This is a genomic window from Arthrobacter sp. YD4 (assembly GCF_030410515.1).
Lineage (GTDB): Bacteria > Actinomycetota > Actinomycetes > Actinomycetales > Micrococcaceae > Arthrobacter.
In genome coordinates, this window is record NZ_JAUHHD010000004.1 from 257,982 (window position 1) to 280,110 (window position 22,129).

The 22,129-nt window shown below is 70.3% G+C and carries 14 protein-coding genes and 1 pseudogene; 8 read left to right on the forward strand and 7 right to left on the reverse strand.

Annotated features, from left to right (window positions below):
* Nucleotides 1-4: 4 nt before the first annotated feature.
* On the forward strand, nucleotides 5-1,003 hold the full coding sequence (locus tag QWJ39_RS12395; protein WP_290258138.1) for a M56 family metallopeptidase: 999 nt from the start codon (nucleotides 5-7) through the stop codon (nucleotides 1,001-1,003).
* 33 nt (nucleotides 1,004-1,036) lie between these two features.
* Here QWJ39_RS12395 and QWJ39_RS12400 read toward each other — a convergent pair whose 3' ends face one another.
* Nucleotides 1,037-3,145 carry a DNA topoisomerase IV subunit B gene (locus QWJ39_RS12400; RefSeq protein ID WP_290258139.1) on the reverse strand — a complete coding sequence of 703 codons (2,109 nt, stop codon included), beginning with the start codon at nucleotides 3,143-3,145 and terminating at the stop codon, nucleotides 1,037-1,039.
* Nucleotides 3,146-3,362: 217 nt separating this feature from the next.
* On the opposite strand from QWJ39_RS12400, the gene QWJ39_RS12405 reads away from it, so the two are divergent.
* Nucleotides 3,363-3,584 (forward strand): hypothetical protein, encoded by a 222-nt coding sequence (locus QWJ39_RS12405; protein ID WP_290258140.1) that lies wholly within the window; start codon nucleotides 3,363-3,365, stop codon nucleotides 3,582-3,584.
* Between the two features lie 238 nt (nucleotides 3,585-3,822).
* Here QWJ39_RS12405 and QWJ39_RS12410 read toward each other — a convergent pair whose 3' ends face one another.
* From QWJ39_RS12410 to QWJ39_RS12425, 4 genes are all read right to left on the reverse strand, one after another.
* Nucleotides 3,823-5,154: an RNA polymerase sigma factor gene (locus QWJ39_RS12410; protein ID WP_290258141.1), complete on the reverse strand. Its 1,332-nt coding sequence runs from the start codon at nucleotides 5,152-5,154 to the stop codon at nucleotides 3,823-3,825.
* Between the two features lie 245 nt (nucleotides 5,155-5,399).
* Nucleotides 5,400-6,779: a DUF4192 family protein gene (locus tag QWJ39_RS12415; protein WP_290258142.1), complete on the reverse strand. Its 1,380-nt coding sequence runs from the start codon at nucleotides 6,777-6,779 to the stop codon at nucleotides 5,400-5,402.
* 87 nt (nucleotides 6,780-6,866) lie between these two features.
* Entirely contained in the window at nucleotides 6,867-8,210 is a 1,344-nt protein-coding gene (locus QWJ39_RS12420) for an MFS transporter (RefSeq protein ID WP_290258144.1), read from the reverse strand.
* A gap of 35 nt (nucleotides 8,211-8,245) precedes the next feature.
* Entirely contained in the window at nucleotides 8,246-9,184 is a 939-nt protein-coding gene (locus tag QWJ39_RS12425) for a PAC2 family protein (RefSeq protein ID WP_290258145.1), read from the reverse strand.
* Between the two features lie 342 nt (nucleotides 9,185-9,526).
* Here QWJ39_RS12425 and QWJ39_RS12430 point away from each other — a divergent pair, with 342 nt between their 5' ends.
* The 5 genes and pseudogenes from QWJ39_RS12430 (at nucleotide 9,527) to QWJ39_RS12450 (ending at nucleotide 15,439) form a co-directional block, all read left to right on the forward strand.
* Entirely contained in the window at nucleotides 9,527-11,161 is a 1,635-nt protein-coding gene (locus tag QWJ39_RS12430; protein ID WP_290258146.1) for a leucyl aminopeptidase, read from the forward strand.
* Between the two features lie 157 nt (nucleotides 11,162-11,318).
* A complete protein-coding gene (gene lpdA / locus QWJ39_RS12435) occupies nucleotides 11,319-12,704 on the forward strand; it encodes a dihydrolipoyl dehydrogenase (protein ID WP_290258147.1) in 1,386 nt (461 codons plus the stop codon).
* A 126-nt stretch (nucleotides 12,705-12,830) separates the two neighbouring features.
* The gene (gene sucB, locus QWJ39_RS12440; protein ID WP_290258148.1) at nucleotides 12,831-14,540 is read left to right on the forward strand and encodes a 2-oxoglutarate dehydrogenase, E2 component, dihydrolipoamide succinyltransferase; all 1,710 of its coding nucleotides are present in this window, start codon (nucleotides 12,831-12,833) and stop codon (nucleotides 14,538-14,540) included.
* A gap of 140 nt (nucleotides 14,541-14,680) precedes the next feature.
* Nucleotides 14,681-14,938 (forward strand): annotated as a pseudogene (locus tag QWJ39_RS12445) (hypothetical protein); the annotation flags it as partial.
* Nucleotides 14,939-15,010: 72 nt separating this feature from the next.
* Nucleotides 15,011-15,439, forward strand: a complete 429-nt coding sequence (locus QWJ39_RS12450; RefSeq protein ID WP_290258150.1) for an OsmC family protein — start codon at nucleotides 15,011-15,013, stop codon at nucleotides 15,437-15,439.
* Between the two features lie 103 nt (nucleotides 15,440-15,542).
* On the opposite strand, the gene QWJ39_RS12455 is transcribed toward QWJ39_RS12450, so the two are convergent.
* Nucleotides 15,543-19,169, reverse strand: coding sequence for a S41 family peptidase (locus tag QWJ39_RS12455; protein WP_290258151.1), 3,627 nt, complete (start codon nucleotides 19,167-19,169; stop codon nucleotides 15,543-15,545).
* A 74-nt stretch (nucleotides 19,170-19,243) separates the two neighbouring features.
* Here QWJ39_RS12455 and QWJ39_RS12460 point away from each other — a divergent pair, with 74 nt between their 5' ends.
* Nucleotides 19,244-20,137 (forward strand): TIGR01777 family oxidoreductase, encoded by an 894-nt coding sequence (locus QWJ39_RS12460; RefSeq protein ID WP_290258152.1) that lies wholly within the window; start codon nucleotides 19,244-19,246, stop codon nucleotides 20,135-20,137.
* A gap of 61 nt (nucleotides 20,138-20,198) precedes the next feature.
* Here QWJ39_RS12460 and QWJ39_RS12465 read toward each other — a convergent pair whose 3' ends face one another.
* A complete protein-coding gene (locus QWJ39_RS12465) occupies nucleotides 20,199-22,049 on the reverse strand; it encodes a serine/threonine-protein kinase (RefSeq protein ID WP_290258153.1) in 1,851 nt (616 codons plus the stop codon).
* Between the last annotated feature and the right edge of the window lie 80 nt (nucleotides 22,050-22,129).

Sequence of the window (22,129 nt, forward strand, 5' to 3'; positions counted from 1 at the left end):
AGCGGTGTTCTGGACCTCATATTTTCTGGCGGTCCTGGCGATAGCGCTGGCGTGGCCGGTGCCTATCCTGCTTTCGCGCGCCCAATGGCCCGCCCGTTCCCCGTCGACGGCGATGCTGCTCTGGCAGGCGATCGCCCTCGCCGGCGGCCTGTCCATGATCGGCGCCATGCTGGTCTACGGGCTGGAACCCATCGGAGACAACCTGATCGCCGGCCTGCGCGGCCTCGCGGGCATGGTCTTCCGCAACGAACCCACCACCGATCTGGGCTTCTGGCACATCTTCGCGCTGTCCGCGGCCGCACTGCTGAGCGCCCACCTGGTCTTCACGCTGCTGCTGACCTATTACAAGATCCAGCGGCAGCGCCGGCGGCACCGTGAGCTCCTGGCCCTGCTGGCGTCCCCGTCGGCGGAAGCCGCCCGGACCATGGTGATCAGCCACGACTCTCCGGTGGCCTACTGCCTGCCCGGCGGCGCCCGCTCCGTGACTGTCCTCTCCGACGGCCTCATGGCGGCGCTGGAACCCGGCGAGCTGCGGGCGGTACTCAGCCACGAGAACGCCCACCTCAGCCAGCGGCACCACCTGCTCCTCTGGGCCTTTGCCGCCTGGCGCCAGGCCCTGCCCTGGCTGCCAACCACCCGGCTGGCCCAGGAGGCGGTCAATTCACTGATCGAGATGCTGGCCGACGACGTCGCGCTCAAGACCGAGAGCAAGGCCACGCTGATCAAGGCCATCGCCATCGTGGCCAGCGGCTCGGCCACGGGCACCGGACCCGGCGCGGCACCGGCGGCGCGGATGGCCTTCGGCAGTTCCGAGGCGGACAGCGCCCAGCCCGGAGCCACCGGCGGGGCGGGTGCCATGGTGACGACGGCGACCCGGGTCAGCCGGCTGCTCTCGCCCCAGCCGCCACTTCCGCAGGGGCTGCGCTACGCCGTGCTGGCCGCCTGCATCCTGCTGCTCGCGGCGCCGACGGCGCTGCTCATTGTGCCAGGCCTGCTCGGCTGAGCTGATGCGGGCGGCGTCTTCGACCCTTGCGCCTTAGGCGTCGATGCGTTCCCGGTCCAGGCTGGCGGCGCCCGCGATGATGAAGTCCTTGCGCGGGGCGACGTCGGAGCCCATCAGCAGGTCGAAGATCTCCTCGGCCTGGCGGGCGTTCTCCACCCGGACCTTCCGCAGGGTGCGGTGCCGCGGGTCCATGGTGGTCTCCGCGAGCTGCTCGGCGTCCATCTCGCCCAGGCCCTTGTAGCGCTGGATTGGTTCCTTGTAGCGCTTGCCTTCCTTCGCGAGCCGGCCCAGCAGCTGGTGCAGCTCGGCCTCCGAGTAGGTGTAGATCATCTCGTTGGCCTTCTGGCCTGCGTTGATGACCTCCACCCGGTGCAGGGGCGGGACGGCGGCGAAGACGCGGCCCTCGTCGATCATGGGCCGCATGTAGCGGAAGAACAGCGTCAGCAGCAGCGTGCGGATGTGGGCGCCGTCGACGTCGGCGTCGGTCATCAGGATGACCTTGCCGTACCGCGCGGCCGAGATGTCGAAGCTGCGGCCGGAGCCCGCGCCCACCACCTGGATCAGCGCGGCGCATTCGGCGTTGGAGAGCATGTCCCCCACCGAGGCCTTCTGGACGTTGAGGATCTTGCCGCGGATCGGCAGCAGCGCCTGGAAGTCCGAGGAGCGGGCCAGTTTGGCGGTGCCGAGCGCGGAGTCGCCCTCGACGATGAACAGTTCGGAGCGTTCGACGTCGTCCGTGCGGCAGTCCGCCAGCTTGGTCGGCATCGAGGAGGTTTCCAGGGCGTTCTTGCGCCGCTGGGTTTCCTTGTGGACGCGGGCCGAGATGCGGGATTTCATCTCGCTGACGACCTTTTCCAGCAGCAGCGCCGACTGGGCCTTGTCGTTGCGGTTGGCGGAGGTGAGCTTGGCGTTGATTTCCCGCTCCACCACCTTCGCGACGATCGCCCGGACCGCGGAGGTGCCGAGGATTTCCTTGGTCTGGCCCTCGAACTGCGGTTCGGCCAGGCGGACGGTAAGCACGGCGGTGAGCCCGGCGAAGATGTCGTCCTTCTCCAGCTTGTCGTTGCCGGCCTTGAGCTTCCGGGCGTTGGCCTCGACGGCCTTGCGGAAGGTCTTCACCAGGGCCTGCTCGAAGCCGGACTGGTGGGTGCCGCCCTTCGGGGTGGAGATGATGTTGACGAAGCTGCGGACCGTGCTGTCGTAGCCGATACCCCAGCGCAGGGCCACATCAACTTCGCAGTCACGTTCGACCTCGGCAAGCTGGCTGTGGCCGCGCTCGTCCAGGACGGGGACGGTCTCCTTGAACTTGCCGGCGCCGTGCAGCCGCCAGACGTCGGTGACGGCAGGGTCGGCGGCGAGGAATTCGACGAATTCGGATATGCCGCCGTCGTGGTGGAAGACCTCCTCGTGCGGGCCGGCCTCCCCGGGCGTGCCCGGAACCTTCCGCTCGTCGCGCACGGTCAGCTTGAGGCCGGGCACCAGGAAGGAAGTCTGCCGGGCGCGGGCGGTGAGGTCCTCGTAGGAGAACTTAGCGTCCGGGGTGAAGATCTGCCGGTCCGCCCAGTAGCGGATGCGGGTGCCGGTGACGCCGCGCTTGGCCTTGCCGACGACGTCGAGCACGGAGCCGTCGACGAACGGCTCGAAGACCGCGGCCGGGTCGGGGCGGGTGCCGGGGTCCTTGAAGCGGCCCGGTTCGCCGCGGCGGAAGGACATCTTGTAGGTCTTGCCGCCGCGGTCCACCTCGACGTCCAGGCGGGAAGAGAGGGCGTTGACCACGGAGGCGCCGACGCCGTGCAGGCCGCCGGAGGCGGTGTAGGAGCCGCCGCCGAACTTGCCGCCGGCGTGCAGCTTGGTGAAGACGACCTCGACGCCGGTAAGGCCGGTCTTGGGTTCGACGTCGATCGGGATGCCGCGGCCGTCGTCGTGGATCTCCACCGAGTTGTCCGCGTGCAGGATGATCTTGATGTCGTGGCCGAAGCCGGCCAGGGCCTCGTCGACGGAGTTGTCGATGATCTCCCAGAGGCAGTGCATCAGGCCGCGCGAGTCCGTGGATCCGATGTACATGCCGGGGCGTTTGCGGACGGCCTCCAGGCCCTCCAGCACGGAAAGGTGCCGGGCGGTGTAATCAGAACTTGGTGCCACGGGTGGGGAACTCCTTCGGTGAAACGCGGAAAATACGCTCTTCCTAGGGTAGTCGGCCGCGGGCCGCTCTTTTGGTTGCCACTCCCCGCCGGAATGTGGCCCGGCGCACGCCGTTACGGGGACGTGATACGCGCACAGCGAAAGTGGCCCATCCGTGCCATGGATTGGGAGCGAATGCTGGTTATATAGACGTATCGATCTACTAAGGAGGCCGAACATGACCACAGCAGTTGCGGACCGCACACTCACTACCGCTGACCGGTGTGACCGTTGCGGAGCTCAGGCATATGTCCGCGTTGTCCTCGGAGCCTCCGGCGGTGAGCTTCTCTTCTGCGCCCACCACGCACGCGCCGTTGAACCGAACCTTCGCCCGCTCAGCTCCGACTGGCACGACGAGACGGGCCGCCTCAATGAAAAGGAACCGGTTCCGGTCGACTAAGACCTCCACCTGCGAAGGGCCCCTCCACAGCGGAGGGGTCCTTCGTCGTTTAACCCGAGCGCATAACCCGGCAGCGCCACCCGGGAAGAAGCCCTGCGCCACCCGGCGCATTACGACGGCGGGGTGTACGACAGTGGGGCATACGACAGCGGGGCCGCCCTTGCCCGGCCCTGGTGGGCCCGGGCGGGACGCGGCCCCGCTGTGGTGTGCCGGCAGTGACGGCGGTGATGCCGGGGACTTAGTCCAGGTAGTCCCGGAGGACCTGCGACCGCGACGGGTGGCGCAGCTTGGACATGGTCTTGGATTCGATCTGCCGGATGCGTTCGCGGGTCACGCCGTAGACCTTGCCGATTTCGTCTAAAGTCTTCGGCTGGCCGTCGGTCAGGCCGAAGCGCATGGCGACGACGCCAGCCTCGCGCTCGGAGAGGGTGTCCAGCACCGAGTGCAGCTGTTCCTGCAGCAGAGTGAAGCTCACCGCGTCGGCGGGGACGACGGCCTCGGAGTCCTCGATCAGGTCGCCGAACTCGGAGTCGCCGTCCTCACCCAGCGGGGTGTGCAGCGAGATGGGTTCGCGGCCGTACTTCTGGACCTCGACGACCTTTTCCGGCGTCATGTCCAGCTCGAGGGCCAGCTCTTCCGGCGTGGGTTCGCGGCCCAGGTCCTGGAGCATCTGGCGCTGGACGCGGGCGAGCTTGTTGATGACCTCGACCATGTGCACCGGAATACGGATGGTGCGGGCCTGGTCCGCCATGGCGCGGGTGATGGCCTGGCGGATCCACCAGGTGGCGTAGGTGGAGAACTTGAAGCCCTTGGTGTAGTCGAACTTCTCGACAGCGCGGATCAGGCCCAGGTTGCCTTCCTGGATCAGGTCCAGGAACAGCATGCCGCGGCCGGTGTAACGCTTGGCCAGGGAGACCACGAGACGGAGGTTGGCCTCCAGCAGGTGGTTCTTGGCGCGCTTGCCGTCGTGGATGATGTATTCGAGTTCGCGCTTGAGCTTCGGATCCATGGATCCGTCGTCCGCGGCGAGCTTCTCCTCGGCGAACAGGCCGGCCTCGATGCGGAGCGCGAGGTCGACTTCCTGCTCGGCGTTCAGCAGGGCGACCTTACCGATCTGCTTGAGGTAGTCCTTGACGGGGTCGGCGGTGGCGCCGGCGGACATGACCTGCTGGACCGGGGCGTCGTCGTCGTCCGCGTCGGAGTAGACGAAGCCGGATCCGGTAGGGGCTGCGGCGGTCTTGCCGGCCGCCTCCTCGCCCTCCTCGGTCAGTTCGGTGGCGTCGGGCGTGACATCGTCGAGGTCCTCGTCGACCTCAACTTCGTCAATGTCCTCGTCCTGGGACTTGTTGGCGGCCTCGGCGGCGGCCTTCGCGCCGGGCTTGGGGCCGCGCTTCTTGGGCGCAGGCTTGGCGTCGGCGGCGGAGTCGTCGCCCGCGGCGGCGGCCGCATCCTTGGCAGCCTTGTTCGCTGCACGGGTGGCGGCGCGCTTGGCATTCGCCGCCGCCTTCTTCTCCTCGGGGGACAAGACGGCCTGGTCGGCGGGGTCCTTCTTCTGGGAAGACGGGGTCACAGAAAACCTTTCTAGCGGTGGTCTGTGGAATCGCCATACGGGCAACACCACTATGACCCTGTCAAGTCCGTGTTTTCCATCAGGTGAAATCGGGACCAGCAGAGCCACTAGGTAGAACTGCCGGAGCGACCATAATGTTCCCTGTTTCCAAGGTTCGCTACACACACCAGATACACGGACCCAACCGGGTCTCGGCCTCCATTGTCTCATGCTTTTCCGAATCAGGGGCCCGCCCGGCGTCCGGGCTAGGCGGCGTCCGGGTCGAATTTCTGCCAGGCCGACTCCTTCCTGGCCGCCCAGCCGCAAAGGGTTCCGCGCCGCGCCAGCTCTCCCAGCAGCTCCGCGAGACGATACCCCGGGTACTCGGCGGTGGCCGCGCCGTAAAGTGCCGCGGCGTAGGAGCCGCGGCCCCGGCACCACTCGATCCAGCCGCGGCCGGTGAGGGCTGCGGCCCGGGACTCCCCGGCGCCGCAGGTGGAGAGAACATCCAGCACAGCGTCCAGTCGCGACAGCCGCCGCCAGTCCGGAGTGACGGGCTCCAGGCCAAGGAGGACCTCCCCATACCCCGGCGGGGGCGGAAGGGTCCGCACGGCCGGTCCGGGGCTTCCCGCCGGGGCGTTTCCGGGCCGGGTCATGTTTGCGGGCCGGGTCATTCCGTCCGGCAGCAGGGGGTCGGCACCCGGCCCGTCGTCCAGCAGGCCGAAGTCCTCCGCTCCGGCGACGGCCGCCCGCCGTCCGGCCGCGGCCAGGACCAGCACCGCATCCCGCCAGGACGCCACGCACAGGGTGGCCCGAAGGTAGCCGGCCAGATCATCCGGCATCCCGCCCGCAGTCTGGGCTGCAACACTGCTTGGCGCGGGACCCCGATCAGGTGCTGCCGGTGGCCCCTCGAGGACGCATTCCCAGACGTCGAGGACCGCCTCGAACTGCCGCCGGTCCCGCCAGCGCGTGCCGAACCCGTCGAGGAAGCCCCGCTCAACCGAGAGCACTCCGGCCGGGTCCCGGCCCGGCCGGCTGTGATCCGCCGAACCGCCCATTCCCGCCGGCCCGGACAATCCGGGCGACCCGGCAGGACCGGCGGAGCCCGGCGCCGCACCCACCCGGCTGCCGCGGAACACCATCTCGGCGCTGAGGACGCTGTCGCGGATCTCCTCGATGGGCCGGCCCGGTGGTGCGCAGCAGCCCGGGTCAGAGCAGTGGGCGTTCCGCCAGTACCGCTCCCCCACGATCCAGGCGTCCCGGACGGGCAGCCCGGCGGAGGCCAGCGCGGCCTCCAGTTCCCGGAGCAGCCGGTCGACGGACTGCTGCGGCGGCGCGGGGTGGCTGACGGGGCCCGGTTCGGCGGCCTCGCCCTCCGGGGGCGGCGCGGTGAAGAGGGCCAGGAGAGAGCCGTCGGCGTCCCGGTCCGCCACAAGGTAGCCGGCAACTGAACGGGCGAAGGCCCGCAGGTGCGCCCGGTCGAATCGGCCGGGGCCGGGGAGGTCGACCCTGAGGGTGGCGCCGAGGCGCTTTCCCTGCATGGTCATAGCCACCACGCTGCTGGCCGGCCAATAGCCCAGTGAGTGCGGGATGAAACCGAGAACGTCGGCGGGACCGGAAATTGTCAGGTGATCGGGAGCTGTCATGCCGTCAGCTTCGCCCCGGGCACCGCACGCGGTCAGCCGGTCGGAGCCGCTATGTGGATAAGCAGCAAGGGAGGATCGCCCCCGGAGCTAGCGGGCGGTGCCGCCGTCGCGCCGTCGTTCCGCCACGACGCGTCGCTGCCGGGCGATCGCGTCCCGCAGCGGCGGGACCACGACGCCCTGTGCGGCCATCTGCCGGCGGACCTTGCGCCGGATGATGAGGATCGCCGTCGCGCCGCCGCCCAGCAGGACGAAATGCACGCAGAGGGCCACCCGGAAGGCGTCCAGGCTGTAGAGGCCGCCGGGCGAGAGTCCCGCCCCGTGCTGGAAGTCGAGGGCGAGCCCGATCAGGAAGATCGCCAGCAGCGCGGCGATGAAACCACCCACGTTCACGATGCCGGTGGCGGTCCCGATCCGGTGGGCCGGGTTGAAGGTGCGGGCGAAGTCGAAGCCGATCATGGAGCCCGGGCCGCCGATGGCCAGCACGACCACCAGGACGGCCAGCAGCCACAGCGGCGACCGCCCGGGCTGCAGCAGGACCGCGGCCCACGCGGCGGCGGTGGCCCCGGAGATCAGCAGCACCATGGTGGAACGGCGCAGCGGGTGCCGCGCGACGAAGCTCCCCATCAACGGACCGGCCACGATCGCGGCGGCGACATAGAGGGCCATCAGCGCGGACACCGTCCCGGCGTTCAGCCCCTGCGCGGAAATCAGGAAGGGGTAGCCCCACGTCATCGCGAAGACGGTGCCGCTGAACTGCACGGTGAAGTGGCTCCAGAGGCCCAGCCGGGTTCCCGGCTGCCGCCAGGCGTCGCCGAGCGATACCCCCGTTGCGCGCAGCCCCTGGGCCGGAGCCGGAGCGGGGTGCCCGGGCGGCAGGTCCTGGAGCAGCACCACGGTCAGGACCAGGGCGAGCCCGGACATGCCGGCGAGGGTCAGGAAGGCGGGCGTCCAGCCGGCGGAATGCAGGATCAAGGCGAAGGGCACCACGGAAAAGAGCTGGCCGAGCTGCCCGGACATGCCGGTGAGCTGGGTCAGCAGCGGAACCCGGGAGGCGGCGAACCAGAGCGGGATGAGCCGGATCACCGAGACAAACGTCATCGCATCCCCCGCGCCCACCAGGACACGGCCCAGCACGCCGCCGGGGATGCTGTCGGCGAAGGCGAGCTGGAGCTGGCCAAGTCCCATCAGCAGGGCGCCGCCGGCGAGCATGGCCCGGGACCCGAAACGGTCCACCAGGATGCCCACGGGAATCTGCAACGCCGCATAGACCAGCAGCTGCAGGACGGTGAAGAAGGAGATCTCGGCCGCGCTGGCGTGGAAGCGGGCGGTGGCTTCGAGGCCGACGACCCCGAAGGAGGTGCGCTGGCTCACGGCAACCAGATAGGCGAAAACCCCGATGATCCAGATGAGCCAGGCACGGGGGTACGTCACTCCCCCATTATGCCCCCGCGACGGATAAAGATTATTTATTCGCCGGGTTCTTTACGGGCCAGGTAGGCCTCTACGGCGGCGCCGAGGTCGTCCGCGTTGGGCAGCTGGTCGTTCTCGTCGGCCAGCAGCGAGCGGCGGACCGTACCCTCGGCCTTCTCGTCGTAGCGGGTCTCGAGCCGGGACACCACCTGCTGGACGTCTTCGGAGGCCTCGATCTGCTCGGCGATCTGGCGGCCGACCTCCCGGCCCGCCTCGCGGAGCCGGTCGGTGGGCAGCATCAGCGCGGTCGCGGCGCCCAAATATTCCAGGCCGGCGACGGCGGCGTTCGGGTATTCGGCCTCGGCCAGGTAGTGCGGGACGTGGATGACGTAGCCGGCCACGTCCCGGTGCGCGGCCTCGAGGCGCAGCTCCAGGATGTGGCCGATGGCCGCGGGAACCTCAACGGTGGGCTTCCAGACGGAGATGCCCTCGATCAGGTCCGGGCGGTTGCCGTGGACCGTGACGCCAACCGGGCGGGTGTGCGGCACCGGCATCGGGATGGAGTGGATCCAGGCGGTGAGGTTGACGTCAAGTTCCTCCACGATGCCGACGACGGCGCGCGCGAACCGCTCCCACTGCAGGTCCGGTTCGAACCCGGCGAGGAGGAGGAAGGGTTTGCCCAGCCCGTCGCGCAGCCGGTACAGGGACAGCCGCGGCGCCTGGTAGTCCTGCAGGTGGTCCTCGACGAAGCTGATCTGCGGGCGGCGGGACCGGTAGTCCATCAGCTGATCGGCGTCGAACTCCGCCACCAGCTCCGCGTCCAGGTTGTCGACCAGTTCCGTGGTGATCTGCCGGACCACGTGGCCGGCATCGGCGAACCCGGTGAAGCCCATCAGCAGATCAAGGCCCCTCAATTCGGGGCTGTGGAACAGCGCGTCGTCACGGACGTACAGCGTTGCCGGATCCAGCAGGGAACCTGTTATCCGTTCCATCACGTATTCCTTTCCTCCATGCGGCCCAAGCGGGGCCGTCTGCCGGGCCCAGCGGGCGCCCGGCGGGGCTGCGGTACCTTGGGCGGAGGGCCCGCGTCGCCGCGGCATTTGTCCTTTGTCAGGTCCAACGCCCCGGCCGCCGGGCTAATTCCTGCCCCCACTGTGGGCCACGTCTCAGAAAATGCGGTTCCGGCCGCTGCAAGAGACTACGATCGAAGCTGGCCTGAGGGCCGGCCCGGGTGATGCCGGCGGGACGTACGTCGTTCCCGGTGGCCCGGGTCCCATGGCAGGGCGCCAAACATGCAGTCCCTGCTTACGAAGCACAGAGAATTGAGGACTGTCCTGGTGGTCAAGAATACCGAAGTCAAACTGAGCGCCGTCGCCGGAGACGTGAAGAAGTCCCCCTCCGATGCCCTCGTCGTGGGCGTCGGACAGGGCACCGACGGCCCCGTCCTGCTGGAGAACCCGTTGACCGCCAAGGCCGCCGAGGCCCTCGCCGACTCACTGGCCGCCCTCGGCGTCACCGGTGCCGCCGACCAGGCACACCGCCTGCCCGGCCTGCCCGAGGCCGGAGCCCCGGTCCTGGTCCTCGCCGGCGTCGGCAAGGTCACGCCCGGCACCGCCCTGGGCGAGGAGGCCCTGCGCCGCGCCGCCGGCTCGGCCATCCGGCAGCTGGCCGGCCTGGGCACCGTGACCCTGGCCCTGCCCGCCCCGGACGCCGCCGCCGTCGCCGCGATCGCCGAGGGTGCGGCCATGGGTGCCTACGCCTACACCGAACACCGCTCCTCCAAGGACGGGCTCAAGGAGCCGGTCCGCAACGTGCGCATCCTCACCGACCTGGCCGCCACCAAGGGCCTCCTGCAGCCGGCCCTGGACCGCGCCGCGCTGATCGGCAAGGCCGTCAACGCCACCCGCACCCTGGTCAACCAGCCGCCGAGCCACCTCTACCCGGAGACCTTCGCCGAGGCCGCCAAGGACCTGGCCAAGGGCCTGCCGGTCAAGGTGACCGTCTGGGACGAGAAGCGCCTCGAAAAGGACGGCTTCGGCGGCATCCTGGGTGTCGGCAAGGGCTCCACCCGCCAGCCGCGCCTGGTCAAGGTCGAGTACGCGCCGGCCAAGGCCACCGCCAAGGTTGCCCTGGTGGGCAAGGGCATCACGTTCGACACCGGCGGCATCTCGCTCAAGCCGCACCTGGGCATGGGTGAGATGAAGTCGGACATGGCGGGCGCCGCCGTCGTCCTTAACACCGTCCTGGCCCTGGCCGAGATGGGCCTGCCGGTCAAGGCCACCGCCTGGCTCTGCATCGCCGAGAACATGCCCTCCGGTGCGGCCCAGCGCCCCGCCGACGTCCTCACCATCTTCGGCGGCAAGACCGTCGAGGTGCTGAACACCGACGCCGAGGGCCGCCTGGTCATGGCGGACGGCATCGTCGCGGCCAGCGAGGAGCACCCGGACGTCATCATCGACGTCGCCACCCTCACCGGTGCGCAGCTGATCGCCCTGGGCAACCGCACCGCCGGCGTCATGGGCTCCGAGTCCGTCACCGGCGCCCTGAAGGCCGCCGCGGACCGCGCCGGCGAGCTGGTCTGGCCGATGCCACTGCCCGAGGAACTGCGCCCCAGCCTGGACTCCCAGGTGGCGGACATCGCCAACATCGGCGAACGCCACGGCGGCATGATGACCGCCGCCGTGTTCCTGAAGGAATTCGTCGGCAAGGGCAAGGACGGGGAACAGATCCCCTGGGCCCACATCGACATCGCCGGCCCGTCCTTCAACAACGGCAGCCCGTACGGCTACAACCACAAGCAGGGCACCGGCTGCACCGTCCGCACCCTGGTGGCCTCCGTCGAGGACGGCCGCGCCGCCCAGGAAGCCCGCTTCCGCGGGCCTGTGGCCGGGGCTGATACCCCGGCCACAGGCCCGCGTGAGACTGGACACAAGCGCTCCACAAACGCCACGGCAAGGTGGAGCATGGATTAGTGGTTCGCTAAGGTGAACCGTAGTTTCAAAGCATTCAGCTTCATGGAAGCAATTCCACACGAAAGGGAAGCCGCCTGCTGGCATAATCACGGCAGACAGATTCCAAGACCAGATGATGCGTACTCTCGCGTCATCGTTCACGCGAGGGAGCGTTTTAGTGGCCGATCAGGCAACTGCGCAAGAATTCGACATCCTGGTACTCGGCGGCGGCAGCGGCGGCTACGCCACCGCCCTCCGCGCCGTCCAGCTCGGCCTCACCGTCGGCCTCATCGAAAAGGGCAAGCTCGGCGGCACCTGCCTGCACAACGGCTGCATCCCCACCAAGGCCCTGCTGCACTCCGCCGAACTGGCCGACCACGCCCGTGACTCCGCCAAGTACGGCGTCAACGTGAGCCTGGACAGCATCGACATCTCCACGGTCAACTCGTACAAGGACGGCATCATCGCCGGCAAGTACAAGGGCCTCCAGGGTCTGATCAAGTCCAAGAAGGCCATCACGGTCATCGAGGGCGAGGGCAAGCTCCAGGGCACCGACACCGTCGTGGTCAACGGCACCGCGTACAAGGGCAAGAACATCGTCCTGGCCACCGGCTCCTACTCCCGCACCCTGCCGGGCCTCGAGATCGGCGGCAAGGTCATCACCTCGGACGAGGCGCTGACCATGGACTTCATCCCGAAGAGCGCCATCATCCTCGGCGGCGGCGTCATCGGCGTCGAGTTCGCCTCGGTCTGGAAGTCCTTCGGCGTCGACGTCACCATCATCGAGGGCCTGCCCTCCCTCGTCCCGAACGAGGACGCCACGATCGTCAAGAACTTCGAGCGCGCCTTCAAGAAGCGCGGCATCAAGTTCTCCACCGGCACCTTTTTCCAGGGCGTCGAGCAGAACAACGACGGCGTCAAGGTCACCCTGGTGGACGGCAAGACCTTCGAAGCCGACCTCATGCTCGTGGCCGTCGGCCGCGGCCCGGTCACCGCCAACCTCGGCTACGAAGAGGCAGGCCTGACCATCGACCGCGGCTTTGTGATCACCAACGAGCGCCTGCACACCGGCGTCGGCAACATCTACGCCGTCGGCGACATCGTCCCCGGAGTCCAGCTGGCCCACCGCGGTTACCAGCAGGGCATCTTCGTCGCCGAGGAAATCGCCGGCCTCAAGCCGGTTGTCGTCGAAGACGTCAACATCCCCAAGGTCACCTACTCCGAGCCGGAGATCGCGACCGTCGGCTACACCGAGAAGGCTGCCAAGGCCAAGTTCGGCGATGACCAGATCGAGACCCAGGAATACAACCTGGCCGGCAACGGCAAGAGCTCCATCCTGGGCACCTCCGGCCTGGTCAAGCTGGTCCGCCAGAAGGACGGCCCCGTCGTCGGCGTCCACATGATCGGCTCCCGCATGGGCGAGCAGATCGGCGAGGCGCAGCTGATCGTGAACTGGGAAGCCTACCCGGAGGACGTGGCCCAGCTGGTGCACGCCCACCCGACCCAGAACGAGGCCCTGGGCGAGGCCCACCTGGCCCTCGCCGGCAAGCCGCTGCACGGCTAACAGCCCCCTCCGCAGCACCGCAACACCACCGCGCTTAGTGCACCCGGCCCGAAAATCCGGGTGCACTAAGCTCGAACCAGGCAGCAATCATCCGCACTAAAGATCAATAAGGAGAACGGGGACGACATGTCTGAATCCGTTAACTTGCCCGCCCTCGGTGAGAGCGTCACCGAAGGAACCGTCACCCGCTGGCTCAAGCAGGTAGGTGACCGGGTAGAGGTGGACGAGCCCCTGCTCGAAGTCTCCACCGACAAAGTAGACACCGAGATCCCCTCTCCGATCGCCGGCGTGATCGAGGAAATCCTCGTGGCCGAAGACGAGACCGCCGAGGTCGGCGCCCCGCTGGTGCGCATCGGCGACGGCTCCGGCTCCGCTGACGCCGCCCCGGCCGCTCCCGCGGAAGCCGCCCCGGCCGAGGAAGCCCCCGCCGAGACCCCGTCCGGTACCGAGGCTCCGGCCCCCGAGGACGAAACCCCGGCCGCTGCCGAGGCCCCGGCCGCCGCTCCCGCCGGCGAAGGCCACGAGGTCACCCTCCCGGCCTTGGGCGAGAGCGTCACCGAAGGCACCGTCACCCGCTGGCTCAAGAGCGTCGGCGACTCGGTCGAGGTCGACGAGCCGCTGCTCGAGGTCTCCACCGACAAGGTCGACACAGAGATCCCCTCCCCCGTTGCCGGCACCCTGCAGGAAATCCGCGTCGCGGAGGACGAGACCGCCGAGGTCGGCTCCGTCCTGGCCGTCATCGGCTCCGGCGCCGCTGCCCCTGCCGCCGCTCCGGCACCCGAGGCCCCGAAGCAGGAGGCACCGAAGCAGGAAGCACCGAAGCAGGAGGCCCCGAAGGCTCCCGCCCCGGCCGCCGCCCCGGCTCCCGCCGCCCCCGCCAAGCAGGAGGCGCCCGCAGCCTCCTCGAGCGAGTCCGGCTACGTCACTCCCCTGGTCCGCAAGCTGGCCAACCAGCACGGCGTCGAGATCTCCTCGCTGACCGGCACCGGCGTCGGCGGCCGCATCCGCAAGCAGGACGTCCTGGCCGCCGCCGAGGCGAAGGCCGCCCCGGCCGCCGCCGCCCCGACTGCCGCGAAGGCCCCGTCCGCGGCCCCCACCGCCGAGGCTTCCTCGCTGCGCGGCACCGTCCAGAAGGCCCCGCGCATCCGCCAGGTCATCGCCCGCCGCATGCGCGAATCCCTGGACGTCTCCACCCAGCTGACCCAGGTGCACGAGGTCGACATGACCAAGGTCGCCAAGCTGCGTGCCCGCGCCAAGAACTCGTTCCAGGCGCAGAACGGCTCCAAGCTGACCTTCCTGCCCTTCATCGCCAAGGCCGTCGCCGAGGCCCTGAAGCAGCACCCGAAGCTGAACGCGTCCTACGACGAGGACAAGCAGGAGATCACCTATCACAACGCCGAGCACCTGGCGATCGCGGTGGACACCGACAAGGGCCTGCTGGTTCCGGTCATCTCCGACGCCGGCAACCTGAACCTCGCCGGTCTCTCCGGCAAGATCGCCGACGTCGCCGACCGCACCCGCAACGGCAAGATCGGCCCGGATGAGCTCTCCGGTGGAACCTTCAGCATCACCAACATCGGTTCCGTGGGCGCCCTCTTCGACACCCCGATCATCAACCAGCCTCAGGTCGCCATCCTGGGCACCGGTGCGATCGTCAAGCGCGCCGTGGTGGTCTCGGACGAGAACGGCGATGACTCCATCGCGATCCGCTCGATGATGTACCTCTCGCTGACCTACGACCACCGCCTGGTGGACGGCGCGGATGCGGGACGCTTCCTGCAGACGCTGAAGGCACGCCTCGAGGAAGGCGCCTTCGAGGCCGACCTGGGCCTCTAGCGGCAGGCGGTCCCCGGTTCCGGGGGCCACACAGCGCAAACGGCGACGGCGGTGCGGACCACGGTGGGAAACTACCGGCGGACCGCGCCGCCGTCGCCGTCTTACTACGGACCGTAGAATTCTCTGGTTAGACTGAAGCCATGAAAATTTTGTTCGACATCCTGGTCTTCCTCCACATCATCGGCGCCACCATGATCGTCGGCATCTGGATCGGCCAGATGAAGAAGCCCACCGTCCACCCGCGCCAGTTCGACGGCGCCGTGCTGCAGCTGATCACCGGCATCGCCATGATGGGCCTGATCCCGGCCCTGGACATGGACGTCAACTACGCCAAGCTGGGCATCAAGTTCGTCGTGGCGCTCGTGGTCGCGGTCCTGGCCTTCATCGGCCGCCGCCGTCGTTAACCCTAGGATGGAGAGCGGCAGGGTCCGGACGCCGGACTCCTGGATCAACGACGCTGAGGAGTGGATATGGCAACGACACGCACCGCACACACTGTATGGAACGGCGACCTGATGACCGGGGCAGGGAACACCAGCCTGGACAGCTCCGGGCTCGGCACCTTCGATGTCACCTGGAAGGCCCGCGCCGAGTCCGCCGAAGGCAAGACCAGCCCCGAGGAACTGATCGCCGCCGCGCACTCCGCCTGCTTCTCGATGGCCTTCAGCCACGCCCTCGCGCAGGCCGGCCACACCCCGGACGAGGTCAACACCAAGGCCGATGTCACGTTCGAGCCGGGCACCGGCATCACCGGCAGCCACCTCACCCTGAACGCCAAGGTCCCGGGTCTCTCCCAGGAGGACTTCCAGCGCATCGCCGAGGAAGCCAAGACCGGCTGCCCCGTCTCCGCCGCGCTGACCGGGATCACCATCACCCTCGACGCCACCCTGGCCGCGTAGCCGGCAACGCCGACACAAAGGCCCCCGCCCTCCGGATTCCCGGGGCGGGGGCCTTTTCCGTGCTCGCGGGCGGCTGGCCTCTGCGGGGTCCGTCCCGCGCGCGCTAGCCCTGCCGGCGGGGCGGCAGCGGGGCCGGCCGGACGTTCCGGTAGCCCTCACGCAGCGGCGGCCGGTCTGTGGGCAGCTCCTGGATCATTTCCTTGAGCGCGCCGATGCCGTATTCGAGCTGCGGGTCGCTGCCGGCGGCGTACGCGTGCGGCGGGAACGTCACCTCGATGTCCGGGTCCACGCCGTAGTTCTCGACGCCCCAGCCGACTCCCCCGGCGAACCAGTTGGCGTACCGCGGCTGGGTGACGCCGGTGCCGTCGGCCAGCGAGAATCGGTTGTCGATACCGACGACGCCGCCCCAGGTCCGTGTGCCGATGACCGGGCCGATGCCGCGGAGCTTGGAGACCTGGGTGATGATGTCGCCGTCGGACCCGGCGAACTCGTCGGCAAGGATGATCACCGGCCCGCGCGGTGCGTGGTGCGGGTAGGTCCGGGGGCGTTCCCCGCGGGGCATGCTCCAGCCGGTGACCTTGCGGCCGATCAGCTCCGCCACGAGCTGGGAGGTGTGGCCGCCACGGTTGCGCCGGACGTCCACGATCAGGCCGTCCAGGGCGGTCTCGGTGTCCAGGTCACGGTGCAGCTGCGCCCAGCCGTTGGCCATCATGTCCGGGATGTGCAGGTAGCCGAAGGTCCCCTGCGATGCCTCGCGGACCGTGCGCCGGTTGCCGGCGACCCATTCCTGGTAGCGCAGCCGCTCCTCATCCTTCACGGGGACGACGGCGACGCGGCGCTGCTCCCCGGCGCGTTCGCCGTGGCGGGGGCCGTTGCGCAGCGTCAGTTCGACGGCGCGTCCGGCGGCGCCGGCCAGCTGCATCGAGGGCGAGAGTTCAGGGCTGAGTTCGATCCCGTCGATGGCCAGCAGGACGTCACCCTGGCGGGCGTCGACGCCGGGCCGGGTCAGTGGCGAGGTGGCCAGCGGGTCGGAGGACTCCCCGGCAAGGATCCGGGTGATCTCCCAGCCCTCGGCGGTGGCGGTGAAGTCGGCGCCGAGCCGGCCCTGTCCATTGCTGCCGTTCTCGGTGACCAGCGCGGGCCGGACGTAGGCGTGGGAGGTGCCAAGCTCGCCGTTCATCTCCCAGAGCAGGTCCACGAGGTCGTCGTGGGAGCCGAGGCGGTCCACGATCGGGCGGTACCGGGCGTGGACGGAGTCCCAGTCCTGGCCGGCCATGTCCTCGGTCCAGAAGAAGTCGCGCTGCAGCCGCCAGGACTCGTCGAAGGCCTGGCCCCAGACGCTGACCGGGTCCAGGCGCACTCGGATCCGGTTCAGGTCCACCTTGACCAGCTGGCCGGACTCCTCGTCGGCCTTGGAACGGGCCGGGCTGACGCGGACCTGCTTGTCCTGGATCAGGACCAGCTTCTCGCCGTCGCCGGTGAGCCGGTAGCTGTCGAGGGCCTCGACGATGGTGGTGCAGCGGCGCTTGGCCAGGTCGAAGCGGACCAGGCTGGGGGCCGCGTTCTTGTCCTCGAGGCTGGCCCGGCCGTCGCCGGTCACGCCGGCCAGTTCGTGGTCCAGCCAAAGCAGGGCACCGGTAGAGGCGCTGAGGTGGGAGTAGTTGCCCTGCGGCACGGGGACGCTGATGACGCGGTGCGCCAGGCCCTCGGGGTCGACGGTGACCGCGGGGACGGTGTCCGCACTGTCAGCGTCGGAGTCCTTGGCATCCGGGCGGCCTGTCGTGCCCGAGGCGTCCGTGGCGCCGCCGGCGGCCACGGCCTCGGCCAGGGCGACGCTGGGGCCGAACGGGGACGGCGTCTCCGCGGCGAGGGCCACCAGGTACGGCTTGATCGGGCTGGGGAAGGACAGGTCGAAGGAGTGCCCGTCGTAGACCGGGTCGAAGCTGCGGTTGGAGAGGAAGGCCAGGTACTTGCCGTCGGGGGTGAAGACCGGGGAGTCGTCCCGGAAACGGCCGTCGGTGACATCGATGATCGCCTGGGCGCTGTCTTTACCTGCACCGTTCTTTTCGGCGGAGCCCGGCACCGGCGCGAGGCGCAGCCGGGTGCGGGCGCCGAAGGAGGTGACCGGTTCGGCCCAGCCCAGCCAGGCGGAGTCCGGGGACCAGGTGAAGCCCTCGATGGTGCCTTCTCCGATGCTGGTGAGCAGGGTCAGCTCGCCGGTGCGGGTATCCGCGAGGTAGATGTCGCCGAAGGAGGTTCCGACGGCCAGCCAGTTGCCGTCCGGGCTTGCTTCCAGGGCGCTGGGGCGGCTGGGGCGGGGGAAATCGATCCGGGTGGTGCCGGCGGACGAACCCGTCCGGGCCTCGGCGGCGGTTTCGGCCCCGGCGGTGCCGCCGGCCGCGTCCGCGGTGGCGGCGTTGGCGTCGTCGGCCTGCGGGGCTGCCGCCTGGACCTGTTCTGCAGCGTCGCGGCCCGCGGCGTCGGACCCGGCACGGGTGAGCGCGGCGGCCGAGACGGGGCGGGGCAGCGCCGGGGAGGCGTCCTCGTCGGAGTGGTTCGGGGTGGCGGGTACGGCGGCCGCCGTGGGCGCTGCCGTCCCTCCACGGCCGACGGCGCTGCTTCCTGCTCTGCCTCCAGACAGCGGCGCGGCGATCGGGCGCAGGTAGAGCGCCTCGACGCCGTCGTGGTCCGCGATGTACGCGATTTTTCCCTCGCCGAAGGGGCGGGGCAGGCGTGCACGGACCCCCGGGGTGGCCTCGAGGATGCGGGAGGGGCCGTCCTTGTGCCGCAGCCAGTGCAGAGTGCCGTGGGATTCGACGGCGCTGGAGTCGCCGGTGCGGTCCGGGATGACCTCGCCGAGGTGGCGGGCGACCTTCAGCGGCGTGGAGCGGCGGCCCTGCGCGGCGGAGCCGAGGGTGATGTTCAGCTTGACGGCGTCGGCGTCGAGGCTGCTGAGGAGCCAGAGCTCGCCGGCGGACTCGAAGATGACCCGCTCGCCGTCGGTGGCGGCGTGCCGGACGTAGAAGTCCTCGTGGTCGGTGTGGCGGCGCAGGTCCGAACCGTCCGGGAGCACCGAGTAGAGGTTGCCGTAGCCCTCGTGGTCGGAGAGGAACGCGATGCGGCCGCCGACCCAGAGCGGGTCGGTGAGGTTGCCGTCGAGGTCCGGGACCAGGCGTTCAAATTCGCCGTTACCGTCGGCGTCGATCCAGAGCTTGCCGGCGGTGCCGCCGCGGTAGCGCTTCCACCAGGCCGGTTCGCGGGACAGCACGCTGGCGAGCACGAGGGGACGCTCGTCGCCGACAACGGTGCCGTAGGCCAGGGACTCGACCGGACCGTACGGGAGTTCCTCGGCGGAGCCGCCTTCCAGGGGCAGGCTGTAGGCGTGGGTGAGTCGGCTGTCGCCCTGGCGGAAGGCGCTGGTGACGACGACGTTGCCCTCGGGCGTGAAGCCCTTGACCCGGGTGGAACTGTGGCCGAAGTAGCTCAGCTGGCGGTAGCCGCCGCCGTCGACGTCGGCCGTCACCACCTCGGGCGCCGTTCCCTGCACCACTGTCCACACCAGGCGCCGGCCGTCGGGGCTGAACCGCGGGTTGCGGGCCGGCAACTGCAGCGAGGAAACACGCCAGGCGCGGCCGCCCTCGAGCGGGGCCACCCAGACGTCGTCCTCGGCCACGAATGTGACCAGATCGCCGTGCAGGTGCGGGAAACGGAGGTAACTCGAAGAGGTCATCGTTCGATCATAGTCAACGGCGCGCCGCACCCCGGGGAGGTTTCCCTGCCGAGCCGGGCATGGTGAGATGAACCATGAGAATCCTTGTCGCCGGCGCCTCCGGGCTGATCGGAACTGCCCTCACCACCCGGCTGCGCACCAGCGGCCACGACGTCGTCAGCCTGGTCCGGCGGCCCGCCGCGACGGCCGCTGAAATCGAGTGGGACCCCTCCAGCGGCCGGCTGGAGGACTCCGCACTCCGCGGCGTGGACGCCGTCATCAATCTCTCCGGCGCCGGCATCGGCGACCGCCCGTGGTCCAGCCGCCGGGTCGCCGAGCTGAAGTCCTCCCGGCTGGAGCCCACCACCACGCTGGTGGCCGCGATGCGGCGCTCCGCCACTCCGCCGCCGGTCTTCCTGAGCCAGTCCGCCTCCGGCTTCTACGGCGACGCCGGATCAGCCGTCCTGCGCGAGGACTCCCCCGCCGGCCACGGCGTCCTCGCCGACATCTGCACCGAGTGGGAGGCCGCCGCCCACCAGGCGCCGGCCGGGGTGCGGGTGGTCACGCCGCGCACCGGCGTGGTGCTCAGCCGCAAGGGCGGCGCCCTGGGCAAGCTCCTCCCGTTGCTGCGCGCCGGCCTGGGCGGCCCGCTGGGCAACGGCCGGCAGTACTGGCCCTGGGTCACGCTGCCCGACGTCGCCGGGGCCTTCGAGTTCCTGCTGACCGCCCCGCTGGAGGGCCCGGTCAACCTCTGCGCCCCCGAGGCCTCCGACGTGTCGGGGTTGATCCGGTCGCTGGCCGATGCCCTGCACCGTCCCGCCCTGCTGCCGGCACCGGCGCCGGTGTTGCGGCTGGCGCTGGGCCGGCTGGCGAACGAACTGTTGCTGGCGAGCCAGCGCATGGAGCCGGCCGCGCTGGCAGCCGCCGGATTCGAATGGCAGCATCCCACCGTGCGCGAGGCGGCCGCCTGGGTGGCCGCGGGGCAGTAGCTCGGCAGCGGGATAGGACAGGCCTCACCGGCCATGCAACTCGAGCCGGCGGCGGGCGTGCTTAAACGGCAGGCAGGATCTCCCGGATCCGCCACCTCCCGTCCACGGCAGCCAGCACCAGGATCAGCCGCTGGTCTCCGGCTGCTGCCGCCTCCGCCACGAGCGCACCGTCCTGGCCCAGCTCCCGATAGGCCGGAGTCGCGACCGTGACCGCCAGCTGAACCAGGGCGCCATCGTCCGGGACGGCACCCGCCCCGCCCGTCCACGTGCTGCCAAGGGGCCTCGACCGCACCTCCAGCAGCCGCTGCTCGAACCCGTCGAGGACGTGCCCGTCCGCCGCGAGCCGGGCGGCAACGTCGGCGTCGGCCGCCGCGGCGGGTGACGCCGGCTCAGTGACCCGCGCCAGCAGGGCATGGTTTCCCGTCCGCAGTGCCATGCCGCGCAGCCTGGCCAGGCCCTGCACCGCCTCCTCGGGCCGGGCGGCGGAGAGCAGGGGGACCAGGTCGGCCGGGATGCCATCCCGGTTCCCGTCGGGTGCTGCGTCTGCGGTGGCAGCCGCGGGAGCCGTCGCCTGTACCGCCTGCCGCAGCGTTGCCTCCGGGTCGCCCAGTGCCGGCAGGAACACCAGTCCCGCCGCGGCGGCCACCGCCACGAGAGCCATGAGGACCGCCCGGCGAAGTGCGCCCCGCCGTCTCACGGCCCGGTGCCGGGTCCGCCCCGCCTGCCACGTTGTCTTCTCCGCGGGGACAGCCGGGCCCCGCCGTGGCCGCACCTCCGCCCGCCGCGTCAGCTCCCCGGAAACCCCTGTCCGGCGCGGCGCCGGGTCCTCACGGGCTCCCATCCGGAGCCGCGCCGGGTCATCACCGGCTCCTGGTCTGGGCCGCGCCCCATCCGCCGGACCACGCCGCCCGAGCCGTTCCCGCGCGGCGGCCGTCCCGCGCAGCAGTGCCAGGACCACGGCGGAACGCCGGGCCGCCCGCCGTTCCCGGGGCGTGGCCGGGCCGGAACGATGCGTCAGGAGCTCCGGGAGAACCGTGGGATGGGCCGAGACGGTCAGGTCCACCGGGGCCGCCGTCGCCGACCGGTACACAGCCGCCGCGAAGTCGGCCGCGGAGGGGCGAAGCCGGCGGTCCAGCCGCAGACCCGACTCCAGGGCAGCGGTCAGGGCGGCCGGAACGCCCGGCACCAGCAACGGCAGCGGGGCACGCTGCGGCTCCGGCGGTGGCGGGGCACCGGTGAGGCAATACCAACCGAGCGCCGCGACGGAGTAGACATCCGCCTCAGGCTGCAGCCCGGCACGGAAAGGATCCACAGGGGTGGGGTCCTGGAAGCCGCCGGTCCCGGCCGGGTGCGCATCGGCGGCGTCGGCGATCATCCGCCCGACGCCCAGGTCCGAGAGCAGCGGCTTCCCGTGCGCCGTGAAGAGCACGTTCCCGGGTGAGACGTCCCCGTGGGTAAAGCCCCTGCCGTGCAGGTAGCTCAACGCCTGCGCCACCGGGGTCAGGATGGTGACGGTCTCCCCCGGCCCCAGGCTGCCCCCCGCCGCGATCAGCTCAGCGAGCGAGCCGCCCGACGCGTAGTCGAGCACCAGCGCCAGCCCGGTCCCGCCGTCGTCGCCCGCCCGGAAGCGCACCACGTCCCGCACCCCCACCAGGTGGGCGTGCTCCACCACCGAGAGGATGCGCACCTCCCGGCGGACGGCTTCCTCCGTCTCGGGACCAGGCTCCGTCACACCGCCGGCCCCGGACGGGCCACGGTCGAAACACTTGAGCGCCACGCTCCCGCCGGAGGCCTGCTCCGTGGCGAGCCAGACGACGGCGGAGCTGCCGCGGCCCAGCATCCGTCCCACCCGGTAGCCCTCGACGTCGGGGCGCCCGGGCTCCCCCTGAATAGTGCGCGCAGATTCGTCCATAGCCCATGGATACGCGCTTTTCCGCGACGCCGCAGAAGTTATCCACAGGCGTGAGAGTTTGACCACAGAATCGGTTGGGG